The sequence below is a fragment of the Ulvibacterium sp. genome (assembly GCF_028285715.1).
In the GTDB taxonomy this organism is placed as follows: Bacteria; Bacteroidota; Bacteroidia; order Flavobacteriales; family Flavobacteriaceae; genus Ulvibacterium.
On record NZ_JANQOO010000017.1, the window covers coordinates 173,168 to 199,959 of the forward strand.

18 protein-coding genes are annotated in these 26,792 nt (G+C 41.3%); 3 read left to right on the forward strand and 15 right to left on the reverse strand.

All coding sequences use genetic code 11. The annotated features are described in order from the left end of the window. Nucleotides 1-13 precede the first annotated feature (13 nt). The 5 genes from Q0993_RS07760 to Q0993_RS07780 all read right to left on the reverse strand — a co-directional run bounded on the left by Q0993_RS07760 (nucleotide 14) and on the right by Q0993_RS07780 (nucleotide 9,233). The gene (locus Q0993_RS07760; RefSeq protein ID WP_299531506.1) at nucleotides 14-1,012 is read right to left on the reverse strand and encodes a nucleoside hydrolase; all 999 of its coding nucleotides are present in this window, start codon (nucleotides 1,010-1,012) and stop codon (nucleotides 14-16) included. Nucleotides 1,013-1,367: 355 nt separating this feature from the next. Then, a complete protein-coding gene (locus Q0993_RS07765) occupies nucleotides 1,368-2,996 on the reverse strand; it encodes an FAD-dependent oxidoreductase (RefSeq protein ID WP_299531508.1) in 1,629 nt (542 codons plus the stop codon). A 105-nt stretch (nucleotides 2,997-3,101) separates the two neighbouring features. Continuing rightward, complete coding sequence (locus Q0993_RS07770; protein ID WP_299531511.1) at nucleotides 3,102-4,505, reverse strand: RagB/SusD family nutrient uptake outer membrane protein; 1,404 nt, start codon at nucleotides 4,503-4,505, stop codon at nucleotides 3,102-3,104. A 13-nt stretch (nucleotides 4,506-4,518) separates the two neighbouring features. Next, a complete protein-coding gene (locus tag Q0993_RS07775) occupies nucleotides 4,519-7,965 on the reverse strand; it encodes a TonB-dependent receptor (protein WP_299531514.1) in 3,447 nt (1,148 codons plus the stop codon). A gap of 116 nt (nucleotides 7,966-8,081) precedes the next feature. Next, nucleotides 8,082-9,233 carry a FecR domain-containing protein gene (locus Q0993_RS07780; protein ID WP_299531517.1) on the reverse strand — a complete coding sequence of 384 codons (1,152 nt, stop codon included), beginning with the start codon at nucleotides 9,231-9,233 and terminating at the stop codon, nucleotides 8,082-8,084. A gap of 115 nt (nucleotides 9,234-9,348) precedes the next feature. Between Q0993_RS07780 and Q0993_RS07785 the strand changes: the two genes are divergently transcribed. Next, nucleotides 9,349-9,942, forward strand: a complete 594-nt coding sequence (locus tag Q0993_RS07785; RefSeq protein WP_299531520.1) for an RNA polymerase sigma factor — start codon at nucleotides 9,349-9,351, stop codon at nucleotides 9,940-9,942. A gap of 731 nt (nucleotides 9,943-10,673) precedes the next feature. Beyond that, nucleotides 10,674-10,859 (forward strand): hypothetical protein, encoded by a 186-nt coding sequence (locus Q0993_RS07790; RefSeq protein ID WP_299531523.1) that lies wholly within the window; start codon nucleotides 10,674-10,676, stop codon nucleotides 10,857-10,859. 91 nt (nucleotides 10,860-10,950) lie between these two features. Here Q0993_RS07790 and Q0993_RS07795 read toward each other — a convergent pair whose 3' ends face one another. The 4 genes from Q0993_RS07795 to Q0993_RS07810 all read right to left on the reverse strand — a co-directional run bounded on the left by Q0993_RS07795 (nucleotide 10,951) and on the right by Q0993_RS07810 (nucleotide 14,594). Next, on the reverse strand, nucleotides 10,951-11,481 hold the full coding sequence (locus Q0993_RS07795) for a GNAT family N-acetyltransferase (protein ID WP_299531526.1): 531 nt from the start codon (nucleotides 11,479-11,481) through the stop codon (nucleotides 10,951-10,953). After that, on the reverse strand, nucleotides 11,469-12,068 hold the full coding sequence (locus tag Q0993_RS07800) for a TetR/AcrR family transcriptional regulator (RefSeq protein ID WP_299531529.1): 600 nt from the start codon (nucleotides 12,066-12,068) through the stop codon (nucleotides 11,469-11,471). The genes Q0993_RS07795 and Q0993_RS07800 overlap by 13 nt, the downstream gene beginning before the upstream one ends. A 796-nt stretch (nucleotides 12,069-12,864) precedes the next feature. Then, a complete protein-coding gene (locus Q0993_RS07805) occupies nucleotides 12,865-13,572 on the reverse strand; it encodes a LytTR family DNA-binding domain-containing protein (protein WP_299531531.1) in 708 nt (235 codons plus the stop codon). Continuing rightward, nucleotides 13,569-14,594 carry a sensor histidine kinase gene (locus Q0993_RS07810; RefSeq protein ID WP_299531533.1) on the reverse strand — a complete coding sequence of 342 codons (1,026 nt, stop codon included), beginning with the start codon at nucleotides 14,592-14,594 and terminating at the stop codon, nucleotides 13,569-13,571. Before Q0993_RS07810 ends, Q0993_RS07805 begins: the two co-directional genes overlap by 4 nt. A gap of 229 nt (nucleotides 14,595-14,823) precedes the next feature. Here Q0993_RS07810 and Q0993_RS07815 point away from each other — a divergent pair, with 229 nt between their 5' ends. Continuing rightward, nucleotides 14,824-15,939, forward strand: coding sequence for an NAD-dependent epimerase/dehydratase family protein (locus Q0993_RS07815; protein WP_299531536.1), 1,116 nt, complete (start codon nucleotides 14,824-14,826; stop codon nucleotides 15,937-15,939). A 67-nt stretch (nucleotides 15,940-16,006) separates the two neighbouring features. Here Q0993_RS07815 and Q0993_RS07820 read toward each other — a convergent pair whose 3' ends face one another. From Q0993_RS07820 to Q0993_RS07845, 6 genes are read right to left on the reverse strand one after another with little or no spacing between them, the layout of a single operon-like run. Further along, nucleotides 16,007-18,238, reverse strand: a complete 2,232-nt coding sequence (locus tag Q0993_RS07820; protein WP_299531539.1) for a DUF4838 domain-containing protein — start codon at nucleotides 18,236-18,238, stop codon at nucleotides 16,007-16,009. 17 nt (nucleotides 18,239-18,255) lie between these two features. Next, nucleotides 18,256-20,493: a GH92 family glycosyl hydrolase gene (locus tag Q0993_RS07825; protein ID WP_299531541.1), complete on the reverse strand. Its 2,238-nt coding sequence runs from the start codon at nucleotides 20,491-20,493 to the stop codon at nucleotides 18,256-18,258. Nucleotides 20,494-20,528: 35 nt separating this feature from the next. After that, on the reverse strand, nucleotides 20,529-22,871 hold the full coding sequence (locus Q0993_RS07830) for a GH92 family glycosyl hydrolase (protein ID WP_299531542.1): 2,343 nt from the start codon (nucleotides 22,869-22,871) through the stop codon (nucleotides 20,529-20,531). Beyond that, nucleotides 22,858-23,928 (reverse strand): carbohydrate-binding family 9-like protein, encoded by a 1,071-nt coding sequence (locus Q0993_RS07835; RefSeq protein WP_367279591.1) that lies wholly within the window; start codon nucleotides 23,926-23,928, stop codon nucleotides 22,858-22,860. The genes Q0993_RS07830 and Q0993_RS07835 overlap by 14 nt, the downstream gene beginning before the upstream one ends. An 18-nt stretch (nucleotides 23,929-23,946) precedes the next feature. After that, nucleotides 23,947-24,912: a glycoside hydrolase family 130 protein gene (locus Q0993_RS07840; protein ID WP_299531545.1), complete on the reverse strand. Its 966-nt coding sequence runs from the start codon at nucleotides 24,910-24,912 to the stop codon at nucleotides 23,947-23,949. 4 nt (nucleotides 24,913-24,916) lie between these two features. Then, complete coding sequence (locus tag Q0993_RS07845; RefSeq protein WP_299531547.1) at nucleotides 24,917-26,758, reverse strand: sodium:solute symporter family protein; 1,842 nt, start codon at nucleotides 26,756-26,758, stop codon at nucleotides 24,917-24,919. Nucleotides 26,759-26,792: the final 34 nt, after the last annotated feature.

A 26,792-nucleotide genomic window follows, 5' to 3' on the forward strand; every position in this document is an offset into this window, starting at 1 on the left:
TATACAACTTTTTCTAATCAAAATTGTTCAAAACCTTATAAAAATCCGCGATGATGCCTTCTTTATTGAAATGCTCCCAGATAAGGATTTTTCTAGGATTTTTGGGCTGTTCCATCCATACTTTATCAACCATGGTCGGGCATGGAATTTCAGTAGCTTTGGCCCATTTGGGATTTTTGACGATAGCAACGGCGGCCATATCAAAAAGAGATCTGGATGGTGGGTCACCGTGGTAATCGATATGGGTAAAAAGATTTATGGAATAATCCCCAAAATTGTTGAATTCACCGCCATGTCGTCCTACAATATATGTCCTTATTCTTGGCCCAACTCCCGGCATTTTCGAGTTTATTTCGGTTTGGGTAACACGAACGGCATCCGTGCCAGAAGGTTTTCCGTATCTAACGGTGACCATTTCGAATGGTATGTTGGTCTTTAGAATATAGTTCATAGACTCAATGTCGTTGTCCAGATTGTATTCTCCGGGATCTGGATAATTGGCACCAAGCCAAACCAAGCGGATATTGTTCACAATGGTAGGGTCTTTTTTTAAGGCTAATGCCATGTTAGTAAGCTTGCCAACGGCTATGACCACTAATTTTTCATCGGTATGTCTTTTTGCTTCGGAAATAATAAAATCAACAGCTTTGAATCCATCAAAAGTTGCATTTTTTAAATCGCCCTTTATCTCGGAAAAGGAGCCATTGGCTCCCTCTATCAAAGGTATTTTTTCCCTTACATTGAAAAGCTTCATGATACGTTCGGCTTCCTTGTAATGACTATCAACAGCTCCCCCATTCCGCGTGGCATTGACCGTAACAGCCTTAATATCAAAATAATCCTGATTGGAAAATAGATAGGCCAGTGCATGTTGGTCATCCAGTTCATTGTTGGCATCGGTATCAAAAATGACAGCTAACTTTTTGGACGAAGAATCAGCTTTTTTGGGCTTGAAAGAACCAAACAAGATTAAAAAAGATGAAATAAATAAAAAAGTGATTAATGTTCTCATATTGTGCAGGTTAATACTTTTTGTTTCTAGCTTAGATGCTCAGATCGATTTCAAGAACGTAACATGCCTTTTGTATTCTTTAAGACCAAAGTCCATTTTTCCCTACTTACTGGGCAAGTTGGAGCCTTAAAGATTCATTGAAGAAAATAGGAACGAAGGTTTCCCGACGTTCCCATTTTCAAAAAAAACTAACTCAAACTAACAAAGGTTTTATATTCTTTTATTGAATAGGTTCATTTGCACTATGCGGAAACCTACCTTCTACGAATGGCAAATATTTTCAACAAAATGATAACTGCAAGGAGTTGTCAATACTCCTCCTAAAGTGCAGGAAACATCATTGAAAGTGTATTCTTTATTCGTTATCATAGTCATCATATTCTCCCAACTCTTCAATTTTATAGATTACCCCTTCCTTGGCTAATTGTTCTCTCAAGGCACTAAGTTTCAATTCAGCAGGAGTTGTCTTGTTCTTCACTGTTAAAGCCCCAGCCGTTCCAGCAACATGGCCCATCTGCATCCATGTAGATTCTAGCCGATATGAGCAGAATGCTACATGGGACAATGAACTGCACACGGGAACCAATAGGTTGGAGACTTCATCAGTTTTGGGAAGTAGAATCCTGTAGGGAATCTCGTAAGGTTCGGTCACCTTATGCCAAATTCTTCCCTCGTTGGTAAAGGTTGAATCGGAGACCTGAACCCTTTGCACATGGTGCGAATCGATCCAATGGGAACCCAACATGACCGCATCTTCTTTGCTCCTCTCATCCAAGATATCTTTTTGGGTGAAAACAAAATCTCCAACCATCCGCCGTGCTTCCCTTATGTATAGGTAATAAGGAAAGTGATCATTGTCTATAAATTCATCTTTGCAAAAGCCATAGGAACGCATCTCCTGTTGTAGCTTTTCAGGAACCGACTCGTCATGGCCAAGAAAATATAGAAATCCAAGGGTATAGGATTTGTGGTCATCAAATATTTTCTTACGTGTTGCATAGTCGGCATCTGGATATTCCCTATTGCCTCCAAAAAGCCCCAAGGAGATTAGGGCGTCCTGCTTATTGTTGAACTCAAACTTTCCGCTGCCTCTTTCATAGATTCCCATCAACCTATTTAGCTTAGTCTCCGGGTAATTTTTCAAATAATCCCGCAATAGGTCGAACTGAGAAGGTTCGTAGTCGTCAGGTTTTGGAATCTCCACCTTGTTACTATCAATCTTGGTAGCTGACAGGCGAAAATTATAATTCATTACCCTGTCATCCCCAGTACCCGGTTTTAGTCCGGAATCCTTTGAAAAATAGGGTAGTATTTTACCATGGCGATCTATTGTCCGTGCACTAAGGGTGTCATCCATGAAACGTATGCCCGCATAAGACTCGTTATAGGTGCTTTTATCCTCGCGCCCATAAGTATAGGAGACATCGGATCGCGCCATTAAATCACCTTCATAAGATGCATCTATGAACATTTTCCCATTTACTGTGGTACCGTCAGTAAGAACAATTTGATCAATCGTTTTGTTCTTTTTACTAACAGAGTCCACATATTTACCATAGAGCACAGTGACCTCCGCTTCCTTAAGCATCTCAACGTACAGTTCTTCTGCGATATGGGATTCAAAAAAGAACGCAGGGTCACCCTTTTCAAAATTCAACATTCTTCCATCATGAAATGTCTCAAAATATCCATCAGGGAATTGCTCTCCCATGCGGACATAAAACTCCAATGCAATCCCGGTAATCGCCTTATTGATCATATGTTCCGATTCTGCTGTGTTTATGCCGCTTGTACTGAGTCCGCCCACATGATTGGTCTGTTCTATAAGCAGTACCTTGGCACCGTTCCTCGATGCCGCTACAGCTGAGATGACTCCTCCAGGGGTTCCTCCATATACTACCACATCAAAGAATTCTCCTTCTTGACATGAACATGGGCAAATGATGAGTAATACGAGCGAATAAAAGAATATCCATTTTTTCATATGATGAAAAGTTTTAGCTAACAAATATTTATAATAAAAAGATGTCATCAATTCGCACAAAAATTTAAAATAGGCGGGGTTTCAAACCATGCCTTCTTTCTTGGACTAATATCCATCGTTTTGTGTCAATTCCTTATTGGCGTCCAGCTCAGGCAGAGGAATTGGAAACAGTACATATTTACTCTCGGTCGGGATACCTGTACTTTCCATTTGTTGAATGTAGCGGCCGGTCCTCAGCAAATCCCACCTTCTGTGGCCCTCTGAATAGAGTTCCCAAGCCCGTTCTTGAAGAACGGCTTCCTTAAAGGCCTCCGTGGACAACCCTGCAGCTAAGGGGTCTATTCCGGCTCTTTCCCTAATTTGGTTCACAGCGTTGTATGCCCCACTAGTAGGGCCTGATAGTTCATTTTCCGCTTCCGCAAAAATCAATAAAATATCAGCTAATCTATAAACGATCCAATTGTTTTGTGCAGCATTATTCCCGCATGGTGAAGGGTCAAAAAACTTGTCGTGCCTTGGCTTTTGTTTCACCTGTAAGGTGTCTCCCGATGCCGTTATTTTTTCGGTATAAATAAGATCTGATCGGACATCGTTATCGTCAAAGGATGCTACAAAATCCTCGTTCACCATTAATCCTCCGAACCCGGGATACAAGAAATCCACGGCAAATGATTGTGCATATCCACTTGCAAACTGAGGCTCTACGCAACTGTATTGAATTGAAAAAATATGCTCTATTCCATTTTCATTGGCAAGATCAAATATATCATTATAGGTTTCAAAGAGCTGATAATTACCGGAGGATATAATTTGCTGGGCAAGGTCTCTTGCTTCTTGATAATTGCCCAACGTAAGCTGTATTTCGGCCAATAGCGCTTGGGCCGCCCCATTTGTAGCTCGACCGATATCGGATGAGTTGTCATAGGTTTCCGGAAGATCTCCATTATCGATTATTTGATTCAAATCACCAACTATTTGATCGTAGACCTGCGAGGATTCGACTCTCGGAATGGCTAGATTGTCTATCCCTTCCGGAGGTGTCAGAACGAGAGGTACATCGCCAAAAGCCCGAACCAAATTGAAATAAGTAAGTGCTCTCAGGAATTTTGCCTCAGCTATTACCCTGTCCCCTATTTCACTATCCAAGGTGGTATTCACAATTACCGTATTTGCACGGTTGATCGTACTGTATGCCTGGGTCCAAAAACTATTCAGCGGAGAGAATGCCGAACCAAATTGATTTTTGTCAAATCCTATGAATTCAGCATCACCGTCATTTCGATATTCTATAATATCCGCACCAAGTTCTGACAGCGTAACGTAAGTACTCCCGTAAAAGCCATTTTCCCTTAAGTTATCATACACGGCATTAATCCCTGAAATGGCATCTTCTTCCGTATTAAAAAAATTCTCATTGGTTATGAATGAAAACGGCTCCTCCTCCAAATTGCTTTCGCATGAAGCCAAAAGCGCAACCATAAATATTGGTATAAATATATATTTCATCATTTTATTTTTTAAATTAAAAACTAACATCGATCCCTAGAATATATGATACGGCTTTAGGATATGTTCCGTAGTCGATACCGGATATTACATTGTCCTGCCCCTCCGAATTGACCTCCGGATCAAAACCCCTGTAATCCGTAATCGTCCATAAGTTCTGACCGGTAAGATAGATTCTTGCATTGCTTAGAATAGAACCTAATTTTGATGATGACTTTATTGGAATATTGTATCCTAAGGTGACATTTCTCAATCTTAGAAAAGAACCATCTTCAACCAAGAAAGTACTAGCCGTGTTGGGATGCCTTGCGGCCATTCTTACATTCGTATTACTGGGGTTTTCAGTAGTCCATCGATTACGGACCGTGGTTAACATGTTAAAGTTGGGCTGTCCATCCTCCAAGCTTCTTCGATTCAAATTGAGAATTTCGTTTCCGGAAACACCTTGGAAAAAAATGGATAGATCAAACCCTTTCCACTCAAAGTTATTGGTGAATCCATATACTATGTCAGGCAAACCATCACCTATAATGGTACGGTCATCGGCCTCGTTGAAGACTCCATCTCCATTTACATCCTTAAATTTCCAATCACCTGGGTTTGCGTTTGGAGCGATGCCTGATGCATCGATTTCTGCCTGGTCTTGCCAAACACCGTCCCAAACCAATCCATAAAAAGAAGCCACGGATTCACCTTTAGTAATGATGTTACTGCTGCCTATTCCGTCAGCACTCAAAATTATATTATCGTTAATTCCAATATCCAAAACTTCATTGCGATTCCAAGCAAGATTGGCGTTCGCCTGCCAGCTAAATTCACCTTCCGTTATCCTCGCATTTAAGCTAAACTCCAAGCCTTCATTCCTTAGGCTTCCAATATTGCTCAAGGCACTGCTTGCCCCGGAAGTGGCCGGAAGTTCAATCGCTACTAATAAATCTTCGGTCTTTTTGTTATAGTAATCGGTAGAAAACTGAACCCTACTGTTAAATAGACCTATGTCCATACCCACATTAAATTGTCCCGTTTTTTCCCACCTCAAATCTGGATTTGCAACGTTTTGAGGAAAAACTCCGATAGGCGTATTTGCCCCATTATCAAATACCGTACGTAGTGTCCCTAGGCGCGCCAACGATTGATAAAGCCCAATTTCCTGGTTACCGGTAATACCATAGCTCGCCCTGAACTTTAAACTATTAATGGTTTCGCTTTCTCCGAAGAAACTTTCTTCCGAAACCCTCCAAGCAAAAGCAGCGGATGGAAAGAAACCATATTTATTGTTTTCGCCGAAGCGGGAGGAGCCGTCCAGCCTTCCGCTCAATGTGAGCAAATATCTGTTTTTATGGTTGTAGTTTACGCGTGCCAGGTATGAATTTAAACCCCATTTTTCCCTTTGGGTAATTGTAGGCTGGGGTGAGGCCCCAACTGAAAGATTGTCCGGTCCATTCACATTGGTGACAAAATCATTGGTCTGTGCCGTTGAAGTCTCTATTTCCTGTGACTGGAACGTTATACCAGCAAGAAAATCAAATACGTTGTCCGGGTTTATCTCATATTTGTAATTAAGGGTATTTTCGTTCAACAGGTTGGTGGAACGTGTAAAGGCTGAGACGGCAGACCCATTTTCATTGACGGCCAGAGTTGCATATTCAAAATTGTTCGGAAAAAAAAGTCGACGCTGGCTGCTTACAATATCACCTCCAACACTTACTCTTAGGTTTAGATTATTGGCCAATTCGTAATCCAATGCAAAATTGGCCAAAACTCGGTCAGTTTCAATTTCATTGATGGTTTCCCTGGCCAGTTGGACCGGATTGACCATTTGAGAAAGTCCCGATCCCGGACCAACATTGATTGAATAGTTGCCGTCTTCGTCAAAAACGGGTAAGGCAGGGGTAAACCGTAAGGCGTTGGTGAGCACTCCTTCCCCCCCTGCATCTACCGTTGGGTTATTTTGGCTTCTACTTAAGGAAAGGCTGTTGGTCAAGGTAATCCTATCCGAAAGTTTATTATCCATATTGATTCGAAGACTGTATCTTTCGAACCCCGAATTGATTATTGTCCCTTCTTGATTGAAATAACTTCCGCTGATAAAATACCTAGTGTTTTCACTTCCTCCGGAAACAGAGAGTTGATGGTTGGTTATCAGTGCCGTTCTAAAAATTTCGTCCTGCCAATCAGTTGCGCCATATTCGTCTAGCGGCTGCGGAAATCTTCCATCAGGTACGCCATAGCGAACCGGTATTCCAAGATTTACCAGCTGCTCATTTTTAAATGCCAGATGTTCCGAACCCACCAATAAATCAAGTGTTCTGGACACTTCTTGCAAACCGGTATAGGTGTTATAACTGAATTTGGGCTTTCCTGCTTCTCCCTTTTTTGTAGTGATGATTACTACACCATTTGAACCCCTGGACCCATAAATTGCGGTGGCAGAAGCATCTTTTAGAACTTCAATGGATTCGATATCACCCGGATTGAGGGTGGCCAAAGCGTTTTGTCCTTCACCAATATTAAGTGTTCCATCATCAGGTTGAAATAGATTGTTGTTGCTATAAACCGGAATTCCGTCTATTACGTACAAAGGTTCGTTTCCCCCACTAATAGAGTTTCCACCCCTTACACGAATACTTATTCCCGCTCCGGGAGCACCAGAGGTCTGGGTAACGGTTACCCCGGCGGCCCTTCCTTGTATGGATTGATCAATAGATGCCACAGGGACATCGGCAATATCTTTTTGAGAAACAGAAGAAACGGCTCCCGTTAGGTCGCTTTTTTTGACAGTACCATAACCTACAACTACCACTTCGTCCAAGCTAGATGTGTCTGCAAGCAAAGCAATGTTAATGGTACTCTGTCCATTTACTTGGACTTCCTGGGTGGCAAAGCCTATATATGAAAAGACCAAAATGGGATTTTCACCACGGAGTTCCAAGGAAAAGTTCCCATCAAAATCTGTTTGCGTACCATTTGTGGTACCTTTTTCAACAATACTAGCTCCTGGTAGCGGGTTCCCTTCACCGTCCGTAACATTTCCCGAAATTTCGGTTTGTATATCAAAAATGGTCGCTTCCTCTTTTTCTTCGGGCGTTTCTTTACCCGTATCCCTGAAAGTAAGAAGGATTTGCTTGCCTTCTAAGGTATAATCTGTATCGGTGCGGTCAAATAAAATGGCCAATACCTTATGGATACGCTGGCGCTTTACTTTTAAGGATACTTTGCGGTCTATATCAACAAACTTGGTAATATACACAAATCGAAAATCCGTAGTGCTTTCAATCTCGTCTATGACCGAGGCAACAGACATATTTTCAACATCTAACGAGATTTTGGTTTTCTGGGAATAGCTGTCATTAGCCTGCAATCCAAATAGAGCAGTGAACAATAACAGGGCGGTCAATTTCATTTTCAGGTCAAATTTCGGCAGTGGAATCAACCACGACCTCGTGTTCCATTGTTTTTTCATATTTTTAAGTGCTTAAAAGTGGTTTCTTTCGTTTAATTAATCGCTTTCTACACCGGGAGGTGTTGGCGCACTTCCCGGTTTTGCTCAAGATTTCATTTTGGCCATAGGCGAATCGTTTAGTTAATAATGATTATGTTATCCTTTATCTGATATTCTATTCCGTAAAGGGTATTGAGATAACCCAGAACTTTTTCTATAGGTTGATCCTTAAAACTCGCGTTGAACACTTCTTTCCCTAGTGCCGCGTTTTGGTTAACTATTGTTAAGTTGTAATGCCGCTCGAGCTTTTTCAGAATATTGTCCAAAGGCATCTTTCTAAATACCAATTCCCCATCCCTCCAGGCGGTGTACACATTGGTATTTACTCTTTCCACCGTAATACCTGCCGATATTTTATCCATAGAACCTTTATCTCCAGGAATTAATTTGGTAGGTGTATCGGAATTCATCATGCCGGAGTACATAGCGACCGATCCTTGCACAAGTATTACATCCGAAGCATTATCTTCAGGATATGCCGCGATAGCAAATTCTGTACCCAAGACCTCAACGTTAAGGGTCGAGGCATTTACTATAAAGGGACGTGCTATATCCTCGGTTACATCAAAATAGGCTTCACCGGTTAAAAACACTTGCCTACTGCCTTTTTCTAAAAACTTTACAGGATATCTTAATGACGACCCTGCATTGAGACTTATCAAGGTACCGTCCGATAGCTGCAGATCAAATCTTTTACCATAAGGAACTTTCAATGTGTTGTACACCAAATCTGTAATTTCTGTATTCTCGGTATACACAATTGTACTACCGTTCTGTTTCCCTACCAGGTTTCCTTTGGGATCACGGACTTCCTTTGCGTCTGTTGGATCCAGGATTTCAATAGAACCATTTTCAAGTTCCAGGGTAATAGATTGTTCTTCTGGAACAAGAAGTCCATTTTCTTTTCCTTGGAACATATCCATTTTATAGAAGTATCCCAATCCAAGAAATAAAATGGCAATGGCGGCATATTTTAAGAATAATCTTGTAGGACGCCGATGAAAGATATTTTTATCCCTTCGGATTTCCTTCAGAAGTTCCTTTTTGGTCTTCTCTATGTTGTATTTTTTCATAGCATAGTCAATAAAAAAATGAACTTTCACAAATTCATTGAACAATAAATGATTTTGGGGATTCTCCAACCATTCCAGTAAAAGAGTCATCTCCTTTGGATTGGCTTGCCTAGTGATATATTTTATAATGAGCTCTTGAAATTCCTTCTTAGGCATTTTAGTGACGATTTCTATTAAAAAGACGAGGCCAATTTATGATTCCCTCTATTTTTGATAATATTTTTTTAATATTGACATAATATCGTGTTCATTTTTCATTATTTAGCAAAGAATGAAGGAAGCATTCTCAAATACTATTTTCCTAATCAAGCGCCTTAGAAATGGCGATGAGGCTGCCTATACCTACTTAGTGGATACCCACCATCATAGGCTTTGTACCTTCGCCAACAGTTTGGTCAATGACAGTTATCAAGCACAGGATATCGTACAGAATGTATTTATGGCACTATGGAAGAAGCGAAAAAGTCTTCCGGAGGATTTCAATATCAGTAGTTTTCTTTCCCGTTCCGTGTACAACGAATTCATTGACCAATACAGAAAGAATCAATCTCTTTTGGCTTTGGAAAAAAGGTATATAGAGGCTTTAAATTTAGTAATCGAGGATAAGGACACAGAGAGCATTGAGCAATTAGTGGACATCGTGAAAGAAGAAATTGTAACCTTACCGCCCAAATGCAAGGAAGTGTTTGTTTTGAGTAGGCAAGAAGGCCTTACCAATATTGAAATTTCCGAATACCTGAAAATTTCCATAAAAACAGTTGAAGGCCACATAACCAGGGCTTTTTCAATCTTGCGCAAAAAACTTGGCGATAAAACCGATATGCTTTTGTTTCTTCTCTTTGGGCCAAATAGAAAACTGACTTGATTCGGCCACTATTTGGAATAAATGCATAGGTTATTATAACACCTGAAAGGCACCATTCACTTCCTGCTAGCAATCTCAATACTTGGTTCCATAGAAAAACGTTTATTGAAACTATTAGAACAGTTCATTAAGCTCTTGCTTTGGAGTTTTTAGTTTTTAATTTTGGGATGAAAGCCAAATGACACCATCGGCTATCAAATTGACCGTCAAACATTCGGTCAACACATTTTGTAAGGTATTTATAAACCTCTTAGAACCTTCTTATTATCTGAAACCTGAGAATACTGTGTACGTCACTAACGCCAAGGTCTGAATCCCATCGTGGTAGTGAACCAGTCAGCAAAAAATTAAAGACGAAGTGAGCTAGAAATATGGTTCGCCTTTGTTTGAAGTCCTCGCTATGCTAATGTGCCACACCTTTTCAATTGCATGTACGAACCAAGGATCGGGTTTGTATCGTAGAAAACCAAATAGATGGGTAAACGGCAAGGCAGTTGACCGTTCATTCCACAACCTACTGATATTCAGATTTTTTCCAATCCTCGATTCGACATTTTGCAAAAAAAACAGGTAATTCAGCTTTATCAACATAGTAAATTTAATACGTATATTACTACTTTTATAATAAGATTTAACATAATATAGTACATTTAACAGTTGGCGAACGGTGTTTTCATCGAAAAATTTAAGAATTCACTGTCACGATACTCGTTTTTTCGTACATTTCGATCATGGAACATTTTAAGGAAGCAAAAAAGACGTTGGATGAATCATGGGCCGAACTTCACGAGGCCAATATTAATCTGCAGATTTCCATCCAACAGATGCAATGGGCAAGACAAGATTTGCGTGAGGCTCTGCAAAACAGTAGTATTAAGGTCAAGGATAAAAAATTCAAGGATTTTCTAGAGCTTTAAGACAAACCAATCCATCGATTTTGGTCATTGGCAAAGTTACATAGCCCAGTATGCGGTTATTCGTACTATTCCACACTACATTCCCAAAAGGCTAGACCACTACTCTATTGCGGGAACGTTCTTCTATTTTGAAGAAAACCATGGGCTTCCTGTTTTCAATTCTCTTTTCCAAGAATGACATGCCCAATCTTTTCGCCACTCTCTGTGAGGCCTTATGTGGTTCGTCCGTAGCAGCAATAAGATACTTAAAACCCAGCCTTTTAAACGCGTAATCTATTATAGCGGATCCGGCTTCCGTAGCATATCCTTGTTCGGTATAGGGTTTCAATAAGGCGTATAGCAATTGGGGCTGTGGTTCGTCCAAAAAGTACCATAAACCTACGTATCCCATCAAGGTATCCTGGTCTTTTAAATGAATTTTCCAGAGGCCAAATTGGTCGTCTTCAAAATGCCTTATATTCTGTTCCATAATCTCATCAGCTGTCATGGCATCGATTATCCTATCATCCCAAAGGTATTTTCTTACAAAGGCATCACTGTTCAAAAGTTGAAATTCCTCGGAGTCCTCCGGAATAAAAGGTGAAAGTTGAAGCCGTTTTGTTTCAAAATTTAGATTTTCCATTTTGCGTCTATATAACCGCTTATGATGTTTTCCTTGATTTTATCCAAAGGGTAACTTTTACCAAAAATCAAATATTGAATACCGATGCCATCCATCAAAGCCGCAAGCTTAAAGGCTTCGTTTTCCGGGTCGTGATGACCAATTCCTACGAAGAGTTCCTGCAATTGTGAGATCAACCCCTTATAAACGTTTGAAATTGTTTTTTGTATCGAGGGTATGGACCCTACATGCAGGGCCAACGAGACGATAAGGCTCCATAACGTCTTTTTTTCCTCAAGCACGCTGAAAAATCTTTCAATAAATTTCCTGACAGTCTCCTTTGGATCAAGACCCTTTATATCTTCTTCGGACAAATTAAGTTCCGTAGCCTCTTTTAGGGCAAAATCAATGACCGCATTCAGCAGTTGTTCCTTGTTTTCAAAATAGCTATAAAGAAGCCCCTTAGACATCTTCATCTCTTTTGCAATATCACGTATTGAGGTATTGAAATAGCCTCTTGTCGCAAACAGTTGCAGAGCGCCCATTATGATTTGTTCCTTTTTTGCCTTTTTGTGTTCATTTAGTTGCTTCTCTGTTCTCGGGCTCATTTTTTAAATTGAACGATTGGTCAAAATTAAAAAATATTTTTATACACAACCTATTTTGTGAAATCTTTAACTGAAAAAAGAAATGTCGTTTGTTTCTTTTTTTCCACAGTTTGGACTATCATAGGAAGGTAGGTTAATTGTATAAACCCAGTTTTTACAATACGCCCGAAAAGTATCTTTGAAGCGCAATGCATTGTAAATCGTATCCAATAAAATCGAAAGAAGAAAAGGTTGAAATGATCTTCCCAGGTCGCCATCAGCAAAAAAGCCTTCAAATTTGAACACTTTTTCCTATGCCAAAATTTCATGGCTCATTTTATGGGGCGCTGCCCGTATTTGGAATTATAGAAAGTCCTTTCAAAAGAAAATATCCAATCCTTTGAATAGGTTTTTGAATCAACCCTATTCTTCCATAAATGGAAACGCAAAAAAACAATTTGAAAAGAAGACGAAAGGATGTACTTTCTAAAACCCGTTATAGACCATCATCTTTTTGATAAGTAAAAGTACTACGGCCACGAACAGGCAACACGTAAAGGTAAACACCTTCTGTAAATTGATACGTTCTTTCATAATCAATACGATTTGGAATACCCCAAATTTGGGATGGCCCAGAATCATTTTCGGAATTTATCGATGTACGAAGGGATTTTTGGTATGAAATAAGGCCGTACTTCCACTCGTCGGTATCAATGGGTAAATGGTCCGGAATCGAAAAACTCCCGAAATTCGGATTAAATGGTCTTTTTTGCGGACTATCGGAAAGAGAAATCGTGAGGTCCTTTAAAAATAATGTTTATAAGGTCTTTGCTTTCAAATAATTCCATAATATCGTTTTGTACGTCCTTCCTATTGGAACTATTTCCCCATGTATCCATAACGAGTCGGAATCGTACTTTTCTATCTTGGCAAGGGCGACCAAATACGATTTATGTACCCTTACAAAACTATCTTCGGAAAAAATTGAACTATAATAGCCCAAATTACCCTTTACCCTTATTTTTCGATCGCATAGATGAATCACACAATAGTTTCGATTCCCATGCACATAACCGATTTCCTGTTCACGAATTTTCACATAAACCGATCCTTCCCTACAAAAATAGTCCCTGTCCTTACTTGACTCATGTGCCATTAAAGCAGCTTTTGGTCCGGATGGCATCTCCATGGCCTTGCTCACTGCGGATAGAAATCTATGGTAGGGTATAGGTTTAAGCAGATAATCCACTATTCCAAGTTCAAGTGCCTCCAAAGCATACTCCTTATACGCGGTCGTAATAATAATTTTAGGTGGATATTTTAAAATGCGGATAAACTGTAATCCCTTGATTCCTGGCATTTGAATGTCCAAAAAAACCAAGTCCACCCTTTGGGTCTGTACATAGTACAGGGCTTCGAACGCATTTTGAAAAGACCTTAGCAAGGTAAGCCCTTGCGTTTTTGTCAAATGCTTTGTCAAAACTTCTATGGCCAAAGGCTCATCATCAATAATTACACATTTCATTGGTCTACCATGGGAATTTGTAAGTGAACTAAAAATCTATCTGCTTTATTTGTTATGGTGAGATTATACTTTCCTGAATAAAGATGTGCCAATCGCTGTTTTACATTTTTAAGTCCAATACCATTTTCAGTTTCGTCTTCTTCAGGAAACGATGGTTTTGAATTTCTCAGATCCAATACGAGAACATCCTCCAATAACTCAATTTTACATTCTATCCAGCACTTTTCATAATCCTTGGATGTACCATGCTTAAATGAATTTTCAACAAAAGGAAGGAGCAATAAGGGCGGAATCATTTTGTTAGCGGATACTCCTAAAATGGTGTAGCTTAAATCCAGTTTATCGCCATATCGCATTTGCTCCAGCGCTATATAGTTCCCCAAACATTCCAAATCCTCCTCAACCTCTACCATGGCCTCCTGTGCCTCATACAGTATAAAACGTAAAAGATCAGAAAGTTGAACGACCATATTTGCCGCCGTTTCCGGTTTCTCCAATATCTGGGCATATAATCCATTTAAGGTGTTAAACAGGAAATGGGGGTGTAATTGTGATTTTAAAAGCTGTAGCTCATTTTGAATATTGGATTTTGTGCGGCTCAGATGATCCAGTTCCTGTTTTTCGCGATCCCGTACCAACTTGATAACTACTACCATTGAAGATACAATGATAAGATCTAACAAAGGGGAGATGAGTTTCGCCGGGTTGTCCGGAATTAGCTCAGTATCAACTTCTGGAAAATAAGTCGGATAAACCGTGGCCCATACCAATAATCGTAAAAAAAACACTCCAATAATCAATAATAGTCCAAATTGCACGAAAGCCAGTCCATATTTTTTCTTCAACACAAATTGAGGCAGAATAAAATAAAGCGTAGCGTATACCGCAAAAAATTTTGCAGGTAAGGAGGCCAATTCATAGGTGATATGTAATCCTAAGTTGGGTTCTTGTACATAATAGATTCCTACGGTAAAGAGGATATATAGACCCCAGAAAATAGCATGCCTAATTATTCTTTTCATAGGTGAGGAAATTCTGAACAATTTATGCGCTAAATAGCTGAACAATCCAAATCCAAGTATAAAATAACAAAAAAAGAGTATTAACTACATCATATAGGAAACTAATAACAAATAGGTGTTTTTTTCATGCATTGATAAGGAATAGCAGCCATTTGGTACTGTTCCGTACAAGGACCAACTGTTGAAATGCTACTTTTAAATCCATCAATAGAACTAAAACTTTACACCTATGCATATTAACAGACGAAAATTCCTAAAAGATTTCTCCTTAGCCGGAGCAGCAACCCTCTCCATGCCATTTATACTGGCCAATCCCATTTCGACCATTAAACGCAACGTATTGGTATTGGGTGGCACAAACTTTCTGGGGCCTGCTATTGTGAACTCCCTTGTTGCGGAGGGACATAATGTAACCTTGTTCAATAGGGGAATAACCAATCCGAATCTATTTCCCAAACTATCCAAAATAAGGGGAGATCGGGAAAATGGGCTTCACGGATATCGCAATCTGACCAAAGAAAAAGAAATGTGGGATGTTGTTATCGATGTGTGGCCACAAAACCCCAATTTTGTTAAAAACGCTTTGACTATTTTAAAAGATAGGGCAAAGCACTTTGTCTTCGTGTCCAGTATAGCGGTGTATGCCAACTATGAAACCATTGGATTGGATGAAAATACGGCAACGCGAAAGGGAGATACCTTTGAGGAGGGCAACTACAACCTCAACAAAGTGTTGTGTGAAAAGGCAGTAGCCGAAGCATTCCCCAATCGATTTACCATAGTAAGGCCCGGCGCTATAGTCGGTGATAGGGATTCTGGTCCTTTTGGGAGGTATTTGCTAAATCGGATAAAAAACCGAAAAGAAATCCTAGCGCCCGATTCCAATGATCCCGTTCAATTTATAGATGCTCAAGATATTGGCAATTTCATTGCACAATGCCTTGAAAAAAACCTAGGAGGGTATTTTAATTTGGTAGGCCCGGCCTCAACCATGGGCTATAAGGATTTGCTGATCAAAGCAAAAAAGGCACTAAAAAGCGATGTGAAGGTGCTATGGATAGACCCTAAATTTTTAGTCGAAGAGGCAAAGCTCGAACCCTTTATGGAGGTTCCATTTTGGATTCCGGTCGCCTCGGACCCTGAACCTGGTTTTTATCAAATCAGTAATAAAAGGGCTATCGACCATGGACTGGTGTTTACGGATTACGACAAAACTGTTAAGACAAGCTATCTTTCCTTCGAGAAGAAAAGATTCATTGAGGAAGAAGGATATGACGTGGTTTTTGGCATATCCGAGGATAGGGAGAATGATATCATTGCAAGATGGAAGCTGAAAAAGAAATAGCGTTGTTCCATGGATTACGCAGAATTAGCTAAAACAAGGCAACGTAATACCGCTGAAACCCGATTCATCAATTGATGATTATCTCGTCAGCAAATATCCATGAGGGCAATCCCGCAGCATGATGCCAATACGGGGTCTTGGTATTCCTTGCCTTAATCTTAACATAGCGCGCCTGTACTGGTGCAAAATCCATATCAAAATATTGGATATCGTTTACTTTGCTATCCTTTTTTAAGGGATAGGGGTTAGGTACGGTACCTAGACCTTGAAAATCCTTGTTGTCCAAAGATACTGAATAGGACACTGCGGATGGTAAGAAGACAATGTGATTGGTCACCTGTAAAAAGGCCAAAGAGATTGTCCGTATCTCCATAGACTCTCCCAGATCCAAAACTACTTCCATATCTTTCCCTTCATATCCCAGCCAATTGGCATAAAAACTGCTTCCTCCCAAGGCACCGTCCGTAAGGACTAAGGGATCCTCATTAGCATATTTTTTGGGTTTCGATAAAGTAACTACTTTTTTGCCTTTGGCTTTATTGGGTTTTTGAGCGATTTCCAGGGCGGATAGATAATTTTTACCATACTCATTTACCGTAAAGCCCATTTCATTCATGAGTTTTATATTGTGCCCTGAAGTCGTCTCCATAAAGTTGTCCAAAACGGACACTACTCTAGGATTGGCTTTTTTTGTCCCTCCATCTTCCGCAATCATCAAACTGTACGTCTCGTCGATATTCTTTCTACTTGCTTCCAAAAGGGCGTAATCCACTCCCAAGCGCGCCTTTTTTACCCTTCTTACCAATTCCGGGCTGCCAGCTACCACATTTTCGGCCTTATCGAACAACTCCGTATATCGCCTCAATAGTTCGGGCCGTAGATAGGAATCAAATGCCTCGGAAGGATCCCCATATAGGAATAAAAAGAAATCCGTATCTTTTTCCAGTTCGCTATGAATCAAATCTACATAGGCCTTAATGTACGTTCCAGCTACCCCGTAATACCCCTCGGTAAACTCTGCCAACAAGGCGTCCAGATTCAAATCGGGGTTCCATAACAATTTTGCCGTTATGTACGACCGTAGTTCAAAAAGTTCACTTGGATTATGGCTATGTTGTTCAAAGACCCATTTCGCATTGTTATCCCTAAATAATTGAATGTTGGGCCGTAACGTATTTAAATTGGGAAAGGGTGCCAGAAAATTGGTGAACTGGGTGGTATAATCCCAGATTCTCACATTATCCGTTAATCTTCCCCAACCTTCCAAATCCTCGGCAAAATCGGTACACTTTTCAGCAATAGGTGCTGCACGGTCACATTCTATGGAACAAAGGGTTACCAACACATTGTCTGCTGGTCTAGTCTTGGAGGGTTTACGGGTGTACTGATAGGCCAAGGTAGAAATAGTTTTATCCGGAAAATCGGCGGCCACTTCATTTACAAAGCGGATCATGGTCCCCGAAGGACTACCTTCTTCCTCGTCTATCTTGCGACAGGAATCGCACTGGCAATATTGTTGATTATCGTCCTGACTCACAGAAACTACGGAAGCTTCCGGATTTCTTGCAAACAAGACGGCTACCGAATCCTTAACAATTTCCAGTACCCTTTTATTGGTGAGACATAATTGGGTCGGTAATCGTTGATTGCCCCTTAGGGCATAATATTCCGGGTGTGAGGCGTAGAACTTCTCCTCCGGTAAAAACCGATGAAAGGTGTGTACCTTGGCCTCCGGGACATAATACGGAAAAGACTCATAGGTCACTTTCTGTTGGTCGGCGAAGTTCTTGTTTTCATAAAATAATCTAGAATGTACCGTTCTCGTAGTTATCTCCGGTGTATAGGCATAATTCATAGGTTCCAATGCCAAGGTCGTTTTAGACGGAATGTGCGTAGCATCGGGGGCATACCATTTACAGCCTAGGTAACGCTCCAAAAATTCATAGACCGCATACCGGGTATCCAAATCGGAATGCCCAAAAATGAATAGGTCCTTCGCCTGTGACCTGATAACAATTTGATGGGGCACCAATGGCTCCCCCTTTATGTTTCCGATATAGATTTTGTGCTTTGCGGCATCTTGGGAGCTTTCATCCACAATGTCCAGTACCACCCCACCCATTTTTTGGAAATACTCTTGTAGTAATTCCGCAGATCCATTCGGGCTCTCCGTTGCTTCACCCATAAATACTATTTCATAATCCGATTTTCCGTTCTCAAAAATCTGTAGACGCCCATCGGTACATGACACGTGGAAAGTCACAGCAATAATTAGGAGAAGAGATACGATTTTTGACATAGTCTAAATGTGAAATTTTATTCGGATACCATTTCAAAATGCAAGGTGGAAGCGTTTACCAGATCATCATGAGAAACAAAAAATTCCTTTATCGGTTTCCCATCCAGTTTTATTCTTTTAATCTTTCCATTCCCATTGGTTGGACCGCTCCGAACAATCCTCAATTCATCGTTTTGGTAATACTTGGTATCCAAATGGACAGTAACGGAGTCAAAAACCGGTCTGGTAAGGGCATAAATGGGCTCTGCCGGATTAACCGGATACAGTCCCATCATGGAAAATACCGCCCAGGCGGACATAGTTCCCGTATCATCGTTTCCAGGAAGACCGTCCGGGCTATTCTTGAAATAGGTTTCCAAAAGTTCGGATACCTTTTGTTGGGTTCGATGTTCCTGGCCTTTTACATAATTGAACAAATATGGATAGGCGATATCCGGTTCATTGGCCATATCAAATTGATCTTTATCAAAGACATCCTGCAGGCGATCCGAAAAGGCTTTGGGTCCGCCCATCATTTTCATCAACCCTCTAATATCATGGGGCACCATAAAGGTGTATTGCCAAGCATTGCCCTCTATGAACCCCAAGTTTTTTTCAAAATTGGCTCCGGATTCCGGATTGTAGGGCGTTAGCCAAGTTCCATCATCATTTTTGGGCCTCAGCAGGTTGATACTGGGGTCAAATAGACTTCGATAGGACAAAGCTCTTTTTGCGAATCGTTTTTGATCCTCCTTTTTGCCCAAAGTCTTGGCCAATTGGGCAATAGCATAATCCGTAATATTATACTCCTGGGTCGTGGAAACCGAACCACTATTAGTTGTCTTTGTGGTGAGGTACCCTTTTTCCAAATAGTCTTTAATTCCTGGTCGAAGCGGATTGTTCTCTGTTTGGTCCGCACTTTTTATCATGGCCTCGTATGCCTTTTGGACATCAAAATCACGGATTCCCTTGAGATAGGTATCTGCAATGATGATTCCAGCTGGGTCTCCCACCATAGTGGTTGTCTCCGTGGCGTTTAATTCCCATTTCGGAAGCCAGCCGCTCTCATCATATATCTGCAACATGCTCTTCACCATGTTGGATTGTTGCTTGGGATAAACCAGGCTCATCAACTGATGTAAATTGCGGTAAGTGTCCCAAAGCGAAAAAACCGTATAACGGGTCCCATCCGTTTTTAAAGTTTCCCGTGTCCTCATTTTGGGATAGTCCCCATTTGCATCGTTTAGGGTGTTCGGATGTATCAAGGTATGGTACAAGGCCGTATAAAAGTTGATTTTATCCTTTTCCGTGCCCCCTTCCACCTCAATCTTGGACAAATATCGATTCCATTCATCCTTGGCACTTTGTAGAATTTGATCAAAACTTCTATCGGAAGTTTCCTTTTCCATGTTTTCCCTGGCATTGGCTATACTTATATAGGATATGCCAATTTTCAATTCCAATTGGGTCGGTTCCTCAAAACTGTATCGCATATACGCCCCAATGCTATCACCAACAACTTCTTTGGTATAGCCCCGCATTAATCTGGTTTTCCCGTTGTAACCCATCCATTGGGATTCGATCCCGTTATATTTTGTTGGTTTTTTCCAAGTTCCAAATTCTTGTGCCGGTCTTGAAAAACGGGCTACGAAATATACCGGATAGGCTTCTTCCGGCTTGTAGTAACAAAATGAACCGACCGACCGCATTCCCTCTATTTCAGTAGGGGAAACCACCCTAACGCTTGCTCCCTGCTCATTGGTAAGTCCCAAACCCAAATTCAGTAGAACATTGGCATCCCCTTTTGGAAAAGAGTAGTTGCTTACCCCTACCCTTGTGGTGGCCGTAGCCTCCATCTTAATATCGTATTTATCCAAATGATTGGAATAGTACCCTACTTCCGATATTTCGGAGGAATAGGTGGATCCATATTTCAAATGATCGGTCTCAATTTCCCCGGTAGTCGGCATGGCCAAAACGACTCCTAATTCCGGACAGCCAACCCCGCTTAGATTTACGTGGCTGAATCCGGTCAAAAAAGTATTCTCATGAACATAGGGTGTAGACAGCCAGCGACTATCCTTTTCCAGTGGCAAGTTTTGTTCTCCCGCCACATTGAAGGGCGAAATATTGACCATTCCCCTTACGGCAATGGGACCTGGATTAGTTGTGCCAAAGTTAGAAGTTCCGATGAAGGGATTTACATACTCCACAGGCTGTTTTTGCCCATAAAGCGGATTGATGAAAACGACGAGAAAAAGAAAAAATCTATACATCAGTAGCTGTTATAATATCGCTTGCCAATAAAATTCTAAGGTTTTCCAGAATTACTCCATGAAAAAGGTCTGGATTCTGCAGATACCCCCCAACTTTCATTGGGTTCCAATCCCATTTCAAAAATGAGTTCCCCGCCATTTTGAACAGTTTCTACTCCGAGCCACGTCTGTCCAAAATTGAGTCCATTTAGGTTCGCATTTTGAATATAGGGCCTATTCCTTCCATTGCCCTTGGCCTTGATCAAAAAGGTATTCCCATTTTCCAAGTGTAGTTTTGCCTCATCAAAAAGAGGACTACCAATAACAAATTGGTCGGTGGCGGGCGCTACCGGGTAAAAGCCCAAGGCGCTGAACACATACCAGGCCGAAGTTTGCCCGTTATCTTCATCACCACAATACCCATCTGGTGTTGGGGTATACAATTTGGTCAATACCTCCCGAATCTTTTCTTGGGTCTTCCATGGCTTACCTGCATAGTTATACAAGTATATCATATGTTGAATGGGCTGATTTCCGTGGGCGTAATTCCCCATATTCATAATTTGCATTTCACGTATCTCATGAATGGTAAAGCCATAATAGGAATCATCAAATATCGGTGGCATTTCAAAAACATGGTCCAGCATCTTGGTAAACTCATTGGCCCCACCCATTAGATTAAGGAGGCCTTGAACGTCATGAAAAACAGACCATGTATAATGTAGGCTATTACCTTCCGTAAAGGCATCCCCCCATTTCAAGGGATTAAAGGGAGACTGAAAATTGCCATCCTTGTTCTTGCCCCGCATGAGTTTCGTAGATGGATCAAAAAGGTTTTTGTAGTTCATGGATTTGGAGAAGTACATATTCGCCAAACTATCCCTTCCCATCACTTTGGCCATCTGGGCTATGGTAAAATCCGCATAGGCATACTCTAAAGTACGGGCCGCGTTTTCATGAATATCCACGTCGTAAGGTACATAGCCCAATTTGTTATAATAGTCAATACCTTCCCGCCCTACCGATGTTTCGGGCCGACCTTCTTCCACGGTAGCGTTTTTAAGCAAGGCCTCAAGCAATATTGACTTGTCCTTTTCGGGGACGTTCCCCTGTAAAAAGGCATCGACGACTATCGGTGCCGAATTGGAACCTATCATTACGTCTCGATGTCCGGGACTGGCCCACTCCGGTAGCCAACCGGACTCTTTATAGGTATTGGCCAAGCCTTCCATAATTTGGGAGTTTAGGGTAGGATACATCATGTTGAAAAAGGGGAATACAGCACGGAACGTATCCCAAAAACCATTATCCGTAAACATATAACCCGATTCTACTTTGCCGTTATACGGACTGTAATGGACCACCTTGCTATCCTTGTCCAATTCATAGAACTTCCTAGGAAATAGGAGCACCCGATACAAGCAGGAATAAAAAGTCCGTATATCATCCAAATTATCCGAAGTAACCTGAATACGATTTAGTTCCTTTTCCCAGGCCGAAGATGCTTTTTGTAGGGTTTGGTCGAATGTATCGCTACCTATTTCCCTATCCAGGTTCAATTGGGCCTGCTCTGGACTTATGAACGAAGAAGCTACCTTTACATGAACCTTTTGGCCTCTTTTGGTCTTGAAGCCAATGATAGCCCCCACATGATCCCCTTCGCTCCGGGTCGCATTCTCTTTTAGCTTCCAATTATCTCCCCAGGTATGGGTCAGTTCAAAATCCGTATCAAAATGGGCCACAAAATAGTTATGGAAATTCTCTGGCACTCCCCCACTGTTATTTCTACAGTATCCGACTATCTTTCTTTCTTCGGGGAGAATCTTGACCATGGAACCTTCATCGAAGGCATCAAGTATAACGTAAGCGGAATCCGTTTCCGGAAAGGTAAACCTAAATTGCGCCGCACGCTCTGTCGGGGTCACTTCCGCGATAACATCATAATCCGCCAAATAAGCACTGTAGTGATCCGGACGTACGGTCTCTGATTTATGCGAGAACCAAGAGGCCCGCTCTTCTTCCTGAAATTTTAGTTCGCCCGTAACCGGCATAAAGGAAAATGCGGCGTAGTCGTTGACCCAAGGACTTGGTTGATGGGTCTGTTTGATACCGCGAATTTTATAGTCGTCATAATTATATGTCCAACCATCTCCCATTTTAGCCGTCATTGGTGTCCAAAAGTTCATTCCCCAAGGGGTAGCAATAGCGGGATAGGTATTTCCATTGGAAAGGCTAAATTCCGAATCTGTCCCCATAAGTGGGTTTACATGTTCCAACAATGCAATATCCGAATATTCAGATGATTTCTCCACCTCCCTTGTTGGACTTGTGCAGGATACTATCCATCCTAACGCAATTAAAAAGCAAGCAATACCACTAAAAAGTCTATTTTTCCCCATGAGTTTCAAATTTTCCGTCATTTCTGACCATCAATGTTTGGTTGGTAAAGGGACTCTTTGCCCAAATGGTAAATCCGGCCTTACAATTCTCCAGTAGTGGAGTGAATGTACTTCCCAATAATTGTTTTGATTCTCCAAAGGTTCCGTCTTTGGCAGATTGTCCTTTTGTCTTGTTCTTATTTTTATTCCTAAAGTCCCTATACAATTCATAAAGATACCATTTGATATAGTCATCCTTTGGTATTGAAAAATCATCTTTCCCCGTATTGTTGGCAGAAAAATAGACATAGCCCCAGTGCTCTGGTTCATGCATGTTAATAACACCTTGAGGAGACCATACCCAATTGTATTCAGGTAGGTATTTTCCATTTTCGTCCTTTTTTCTAGAGTATCGCCCATCCTCCAGTTCATAATCCCAATTGACCCTTGAAAAATTAACTCGCCAAAATTGATTTTCAGGAGGATTTTTGCTATCGCTGGCTTCGGTAAGTACCGACCAAGGGATGGCAATTTCAACATTCCACCCGGTGTCAATATCATCGGATTTATTTAGGGTTCCGTCTATATGAACAGCCGATTTTAAACCTTGGATATCCCAACTATCCAAAACTTTTCCCTGGTTTCTATACGGTTTGGTCAAAAATAGGTCCCAAACTGTATTCAAGGCGTTCATTTCAAACTCCATATAATTGTGGGTATCCCCATCCGGATCTATGAAAATCTCAAAATCGTTGTTATAAAAAATGACCGTGTCCCGTTGCTTTAAGGTACCCCAAACATGGGGTTCCTCCATTTGCGCAAAAAAATAGAGATAAGTATCGTCCCAAAGCATTTTCATTTTGGTCTTGAATTTGGGTCTTGCTATTCCTTCAATATCAATAAAATCAGAGCTCCATTCAGCCATGGCCCATGAAGTTTCGTCAGCTCTTCCATCAATACTTAGGGGCTCGACAATCTTTAGGGCCACGTATTTTCTTGGTGCTTCCTGGGCTGCCAATTGGATACAGCCCAAGTATAAAAGAAAAAATATGAAGCTAACCGATTTAATTCTTTGCAAAGACTCGTACACTACTTTTTATAAACTGTTCTGCTTGGTAAAGGCAATTATTTCCGAGATATGACCAAAGGCCAGAGCGGTTACCGTATCGGCAGCTCCATAATACAAGGCCAACTTATCCTCTTCCAAGGAGTGTAAAGTGGCACATGGAAAAATGACGTTAGGTACATCACCTACCTGTTCATAGATTTCCGCCGGTGCCATGAGGTAGGGTTGCGTTCGGTACCTTACCTTATCCGGCCTGTTCTCGTCCAATATAGCGGACCCAACAGAGTAACGAAAGCCATTGCAGGTCTTTATTACCCCATGGTAAAACACCAGCCAACCTTCCTTTGTCCAAATGGGCACCGGGCCGGCACCAATTTTGGCGCATTGCCAAGCACTATCGTTAAAGGGAGCGACTTTCATTACACAACGGTGTTCACCCCAATATTTCATATCCGGGCTGTAACTTAAGTAAATATCACCGAAAGGGGTATGACCATTGTCACTTGGCCTACTGAGCATGGCATATTTGCCATCTATTTTTTTCGGGAATAGTACCCCGTTCCTATTAAAGGGTAAAAACGCATTTTCACATTGAAAGAATTCCTTGAAATCAAAAGTGTATGCAATGCCAATGGTAGGACCATGATAGCCGTTGCACCAAGTAATCCAATAGCGGTCCTCGATGAAGGCGACCCTTGGGTCATACTTGTAGTCGGAATCTATCATCTGGGTATTTCCGGCCTGCATACGTATGGGCTCGTGGCTGATATCCCATTGCACTCCATCTTCACTAAAACCAGTGTGGATGTTCATTTGGACAGCTTTGTTATCACATCGGAAAACTCCTGCAAATCCATCCCTAAAAGGCACTACGGCGCTATTAAATATACTGTTCGCAGTGGGGATGTCATAACGACCTATTATGGGGTTTTCGCTGTGGCGCCAAAGCACATCGGCACAATTTTTTGGCCTGTCCTGCCAAGGTATTTTATTCATCAATTCAGTTTTTATCTACTAACTCACTCGACTTTAGTTTGTCATACCATGTCTTTTTCAGGATTACTGATGTAATTATCATAAGAAGGACCACAAAGGCCATACTATAATACTCTTTGATAATCAGGTAAATGGGGAAAAGGACAAAGGTCATCTGCCAAACGATGCCTATTAAACAGTTGAACGTATCCCTTAAAAAGTTCTTGTTCGGTTCAAAATTTGGATCTTCCTTTTGTATTTCCCGTATTACCGGTCTCCAGAAACCCCATGGTTTTGTGGTCCTATAAAAATGTTTCAAAACCTCCATATCATCCTGTTTTGCAAAAATTACTCCTAGGAAGCATCCCATAAAGGAAATCAACAAGATTAGGGGAAATAGATAGATCGCAGCGGTATCTGGATATAACTGTGGGACTATGGTCGCCGCAACAAGACCAGCCAACATGCCCCAAAAATATCCATAGGAATTAAATCGCCACCAAATCCATTTTAGCGCATTGGCCGCGGCATACCCACCATACAGAGCTGAAGTGAGCCAAAGTGTGAGAGTGTTGATGGAAGAGGCAAAGAATCCTCCGATAAGTCCAACCACCACAATGATAATGGAAGATAAATAGCTATATCGTACATAGGTCTTTGCCGAGGCATTCGGATTGATATATTTCTTATAGATATCGTTAACAATATAGGCTGGGGCCGCATTGATGAAGGCCGCAAAGGTCCCCATAAAGGCCGCCAAAAGGCCTGCCAGCAAAAGCCCCTTAAAACCTATGGGCACAAAACGTTGAATGGCTACTGGAAGCAAGGTCTCAAAATCAATTCCTTCACCCATAGCCTGTAGCTCGGGACCTAGATATACAATTCCCAAAACGGCAAATCCGGCAATCATTAGATATCGAGGGATGGAGAGTACCACTATGGTCAAACCGCTCATCTTGGCTGCTTCCTCCTCATTACGGGTCGATAGTACACGTTGCATGTCATAACTTGGTACAGGACCCGCTAAGCTTGCAAAAATACCCTTAAAAATCATCATCATGAGCAAAAAACCAAAAAGGGAAAAGCCGTCTTCCTCAATCTTTGTGTTTACGCTATCTATATACCCTGTCCAATCCAAATCCAATTCCCATCCGAAGAATACATCATGCCACCCCTCCGGTACGGCGGCGTTCACCTGATCGGCAGTAATGGAATTAAAGGCAATATATCCTATTACAAAACATGAAATTGTCATAATAATGAACTGTAGGACCTCAGTACCCACAACGCTGTACATACCCCCCTTTAGGGTATAAATTGTAGTAAGTCCGATAATAATCAGGGCATAGGCCTGTTCCGAATTAATGGATAAGGGGCCCAATTCAAAAGCAAGGTCCCACGGAAAAAAAATGGTAGCGAACTTACCGATGCCTTCAAAGAAATAGGAGATAAAACCTAAAGTACTGATAATGGCGAAAATCGTAACGATAATATGCGATAACTTGGCGCCAAAGTTCTTGCCAAATCGATAGGTTATCCACTGGGCACCGGTCATTACATTGGAACGTCTAAGCCAAGCGGCCAGGAAAACCATGATGAAAACTTGGTTCCAAATGGGCCAAAGCCATGGCAGCCAAGCACTTTTAAGGCCATAGACAAACATAATGGTTACGGCCCACATGGTTCCCGAAATATCGAACATACCGGAGGCGTTGGAAAGCCCCAAATAATACCAAGGTATTTCGTTTCCCCCTAAAAAATAGGAGTCGATGTCCTTTGAAGCCCTTTTTGAAACCCAAAGCCCAAAAAGAACCGTAATCACTACATATCCAATAATTATTCCAAGATCAATACTTGATAGTTCCATATATAAGGTGTTGATTGGTTTCTTAAGTTTGGTT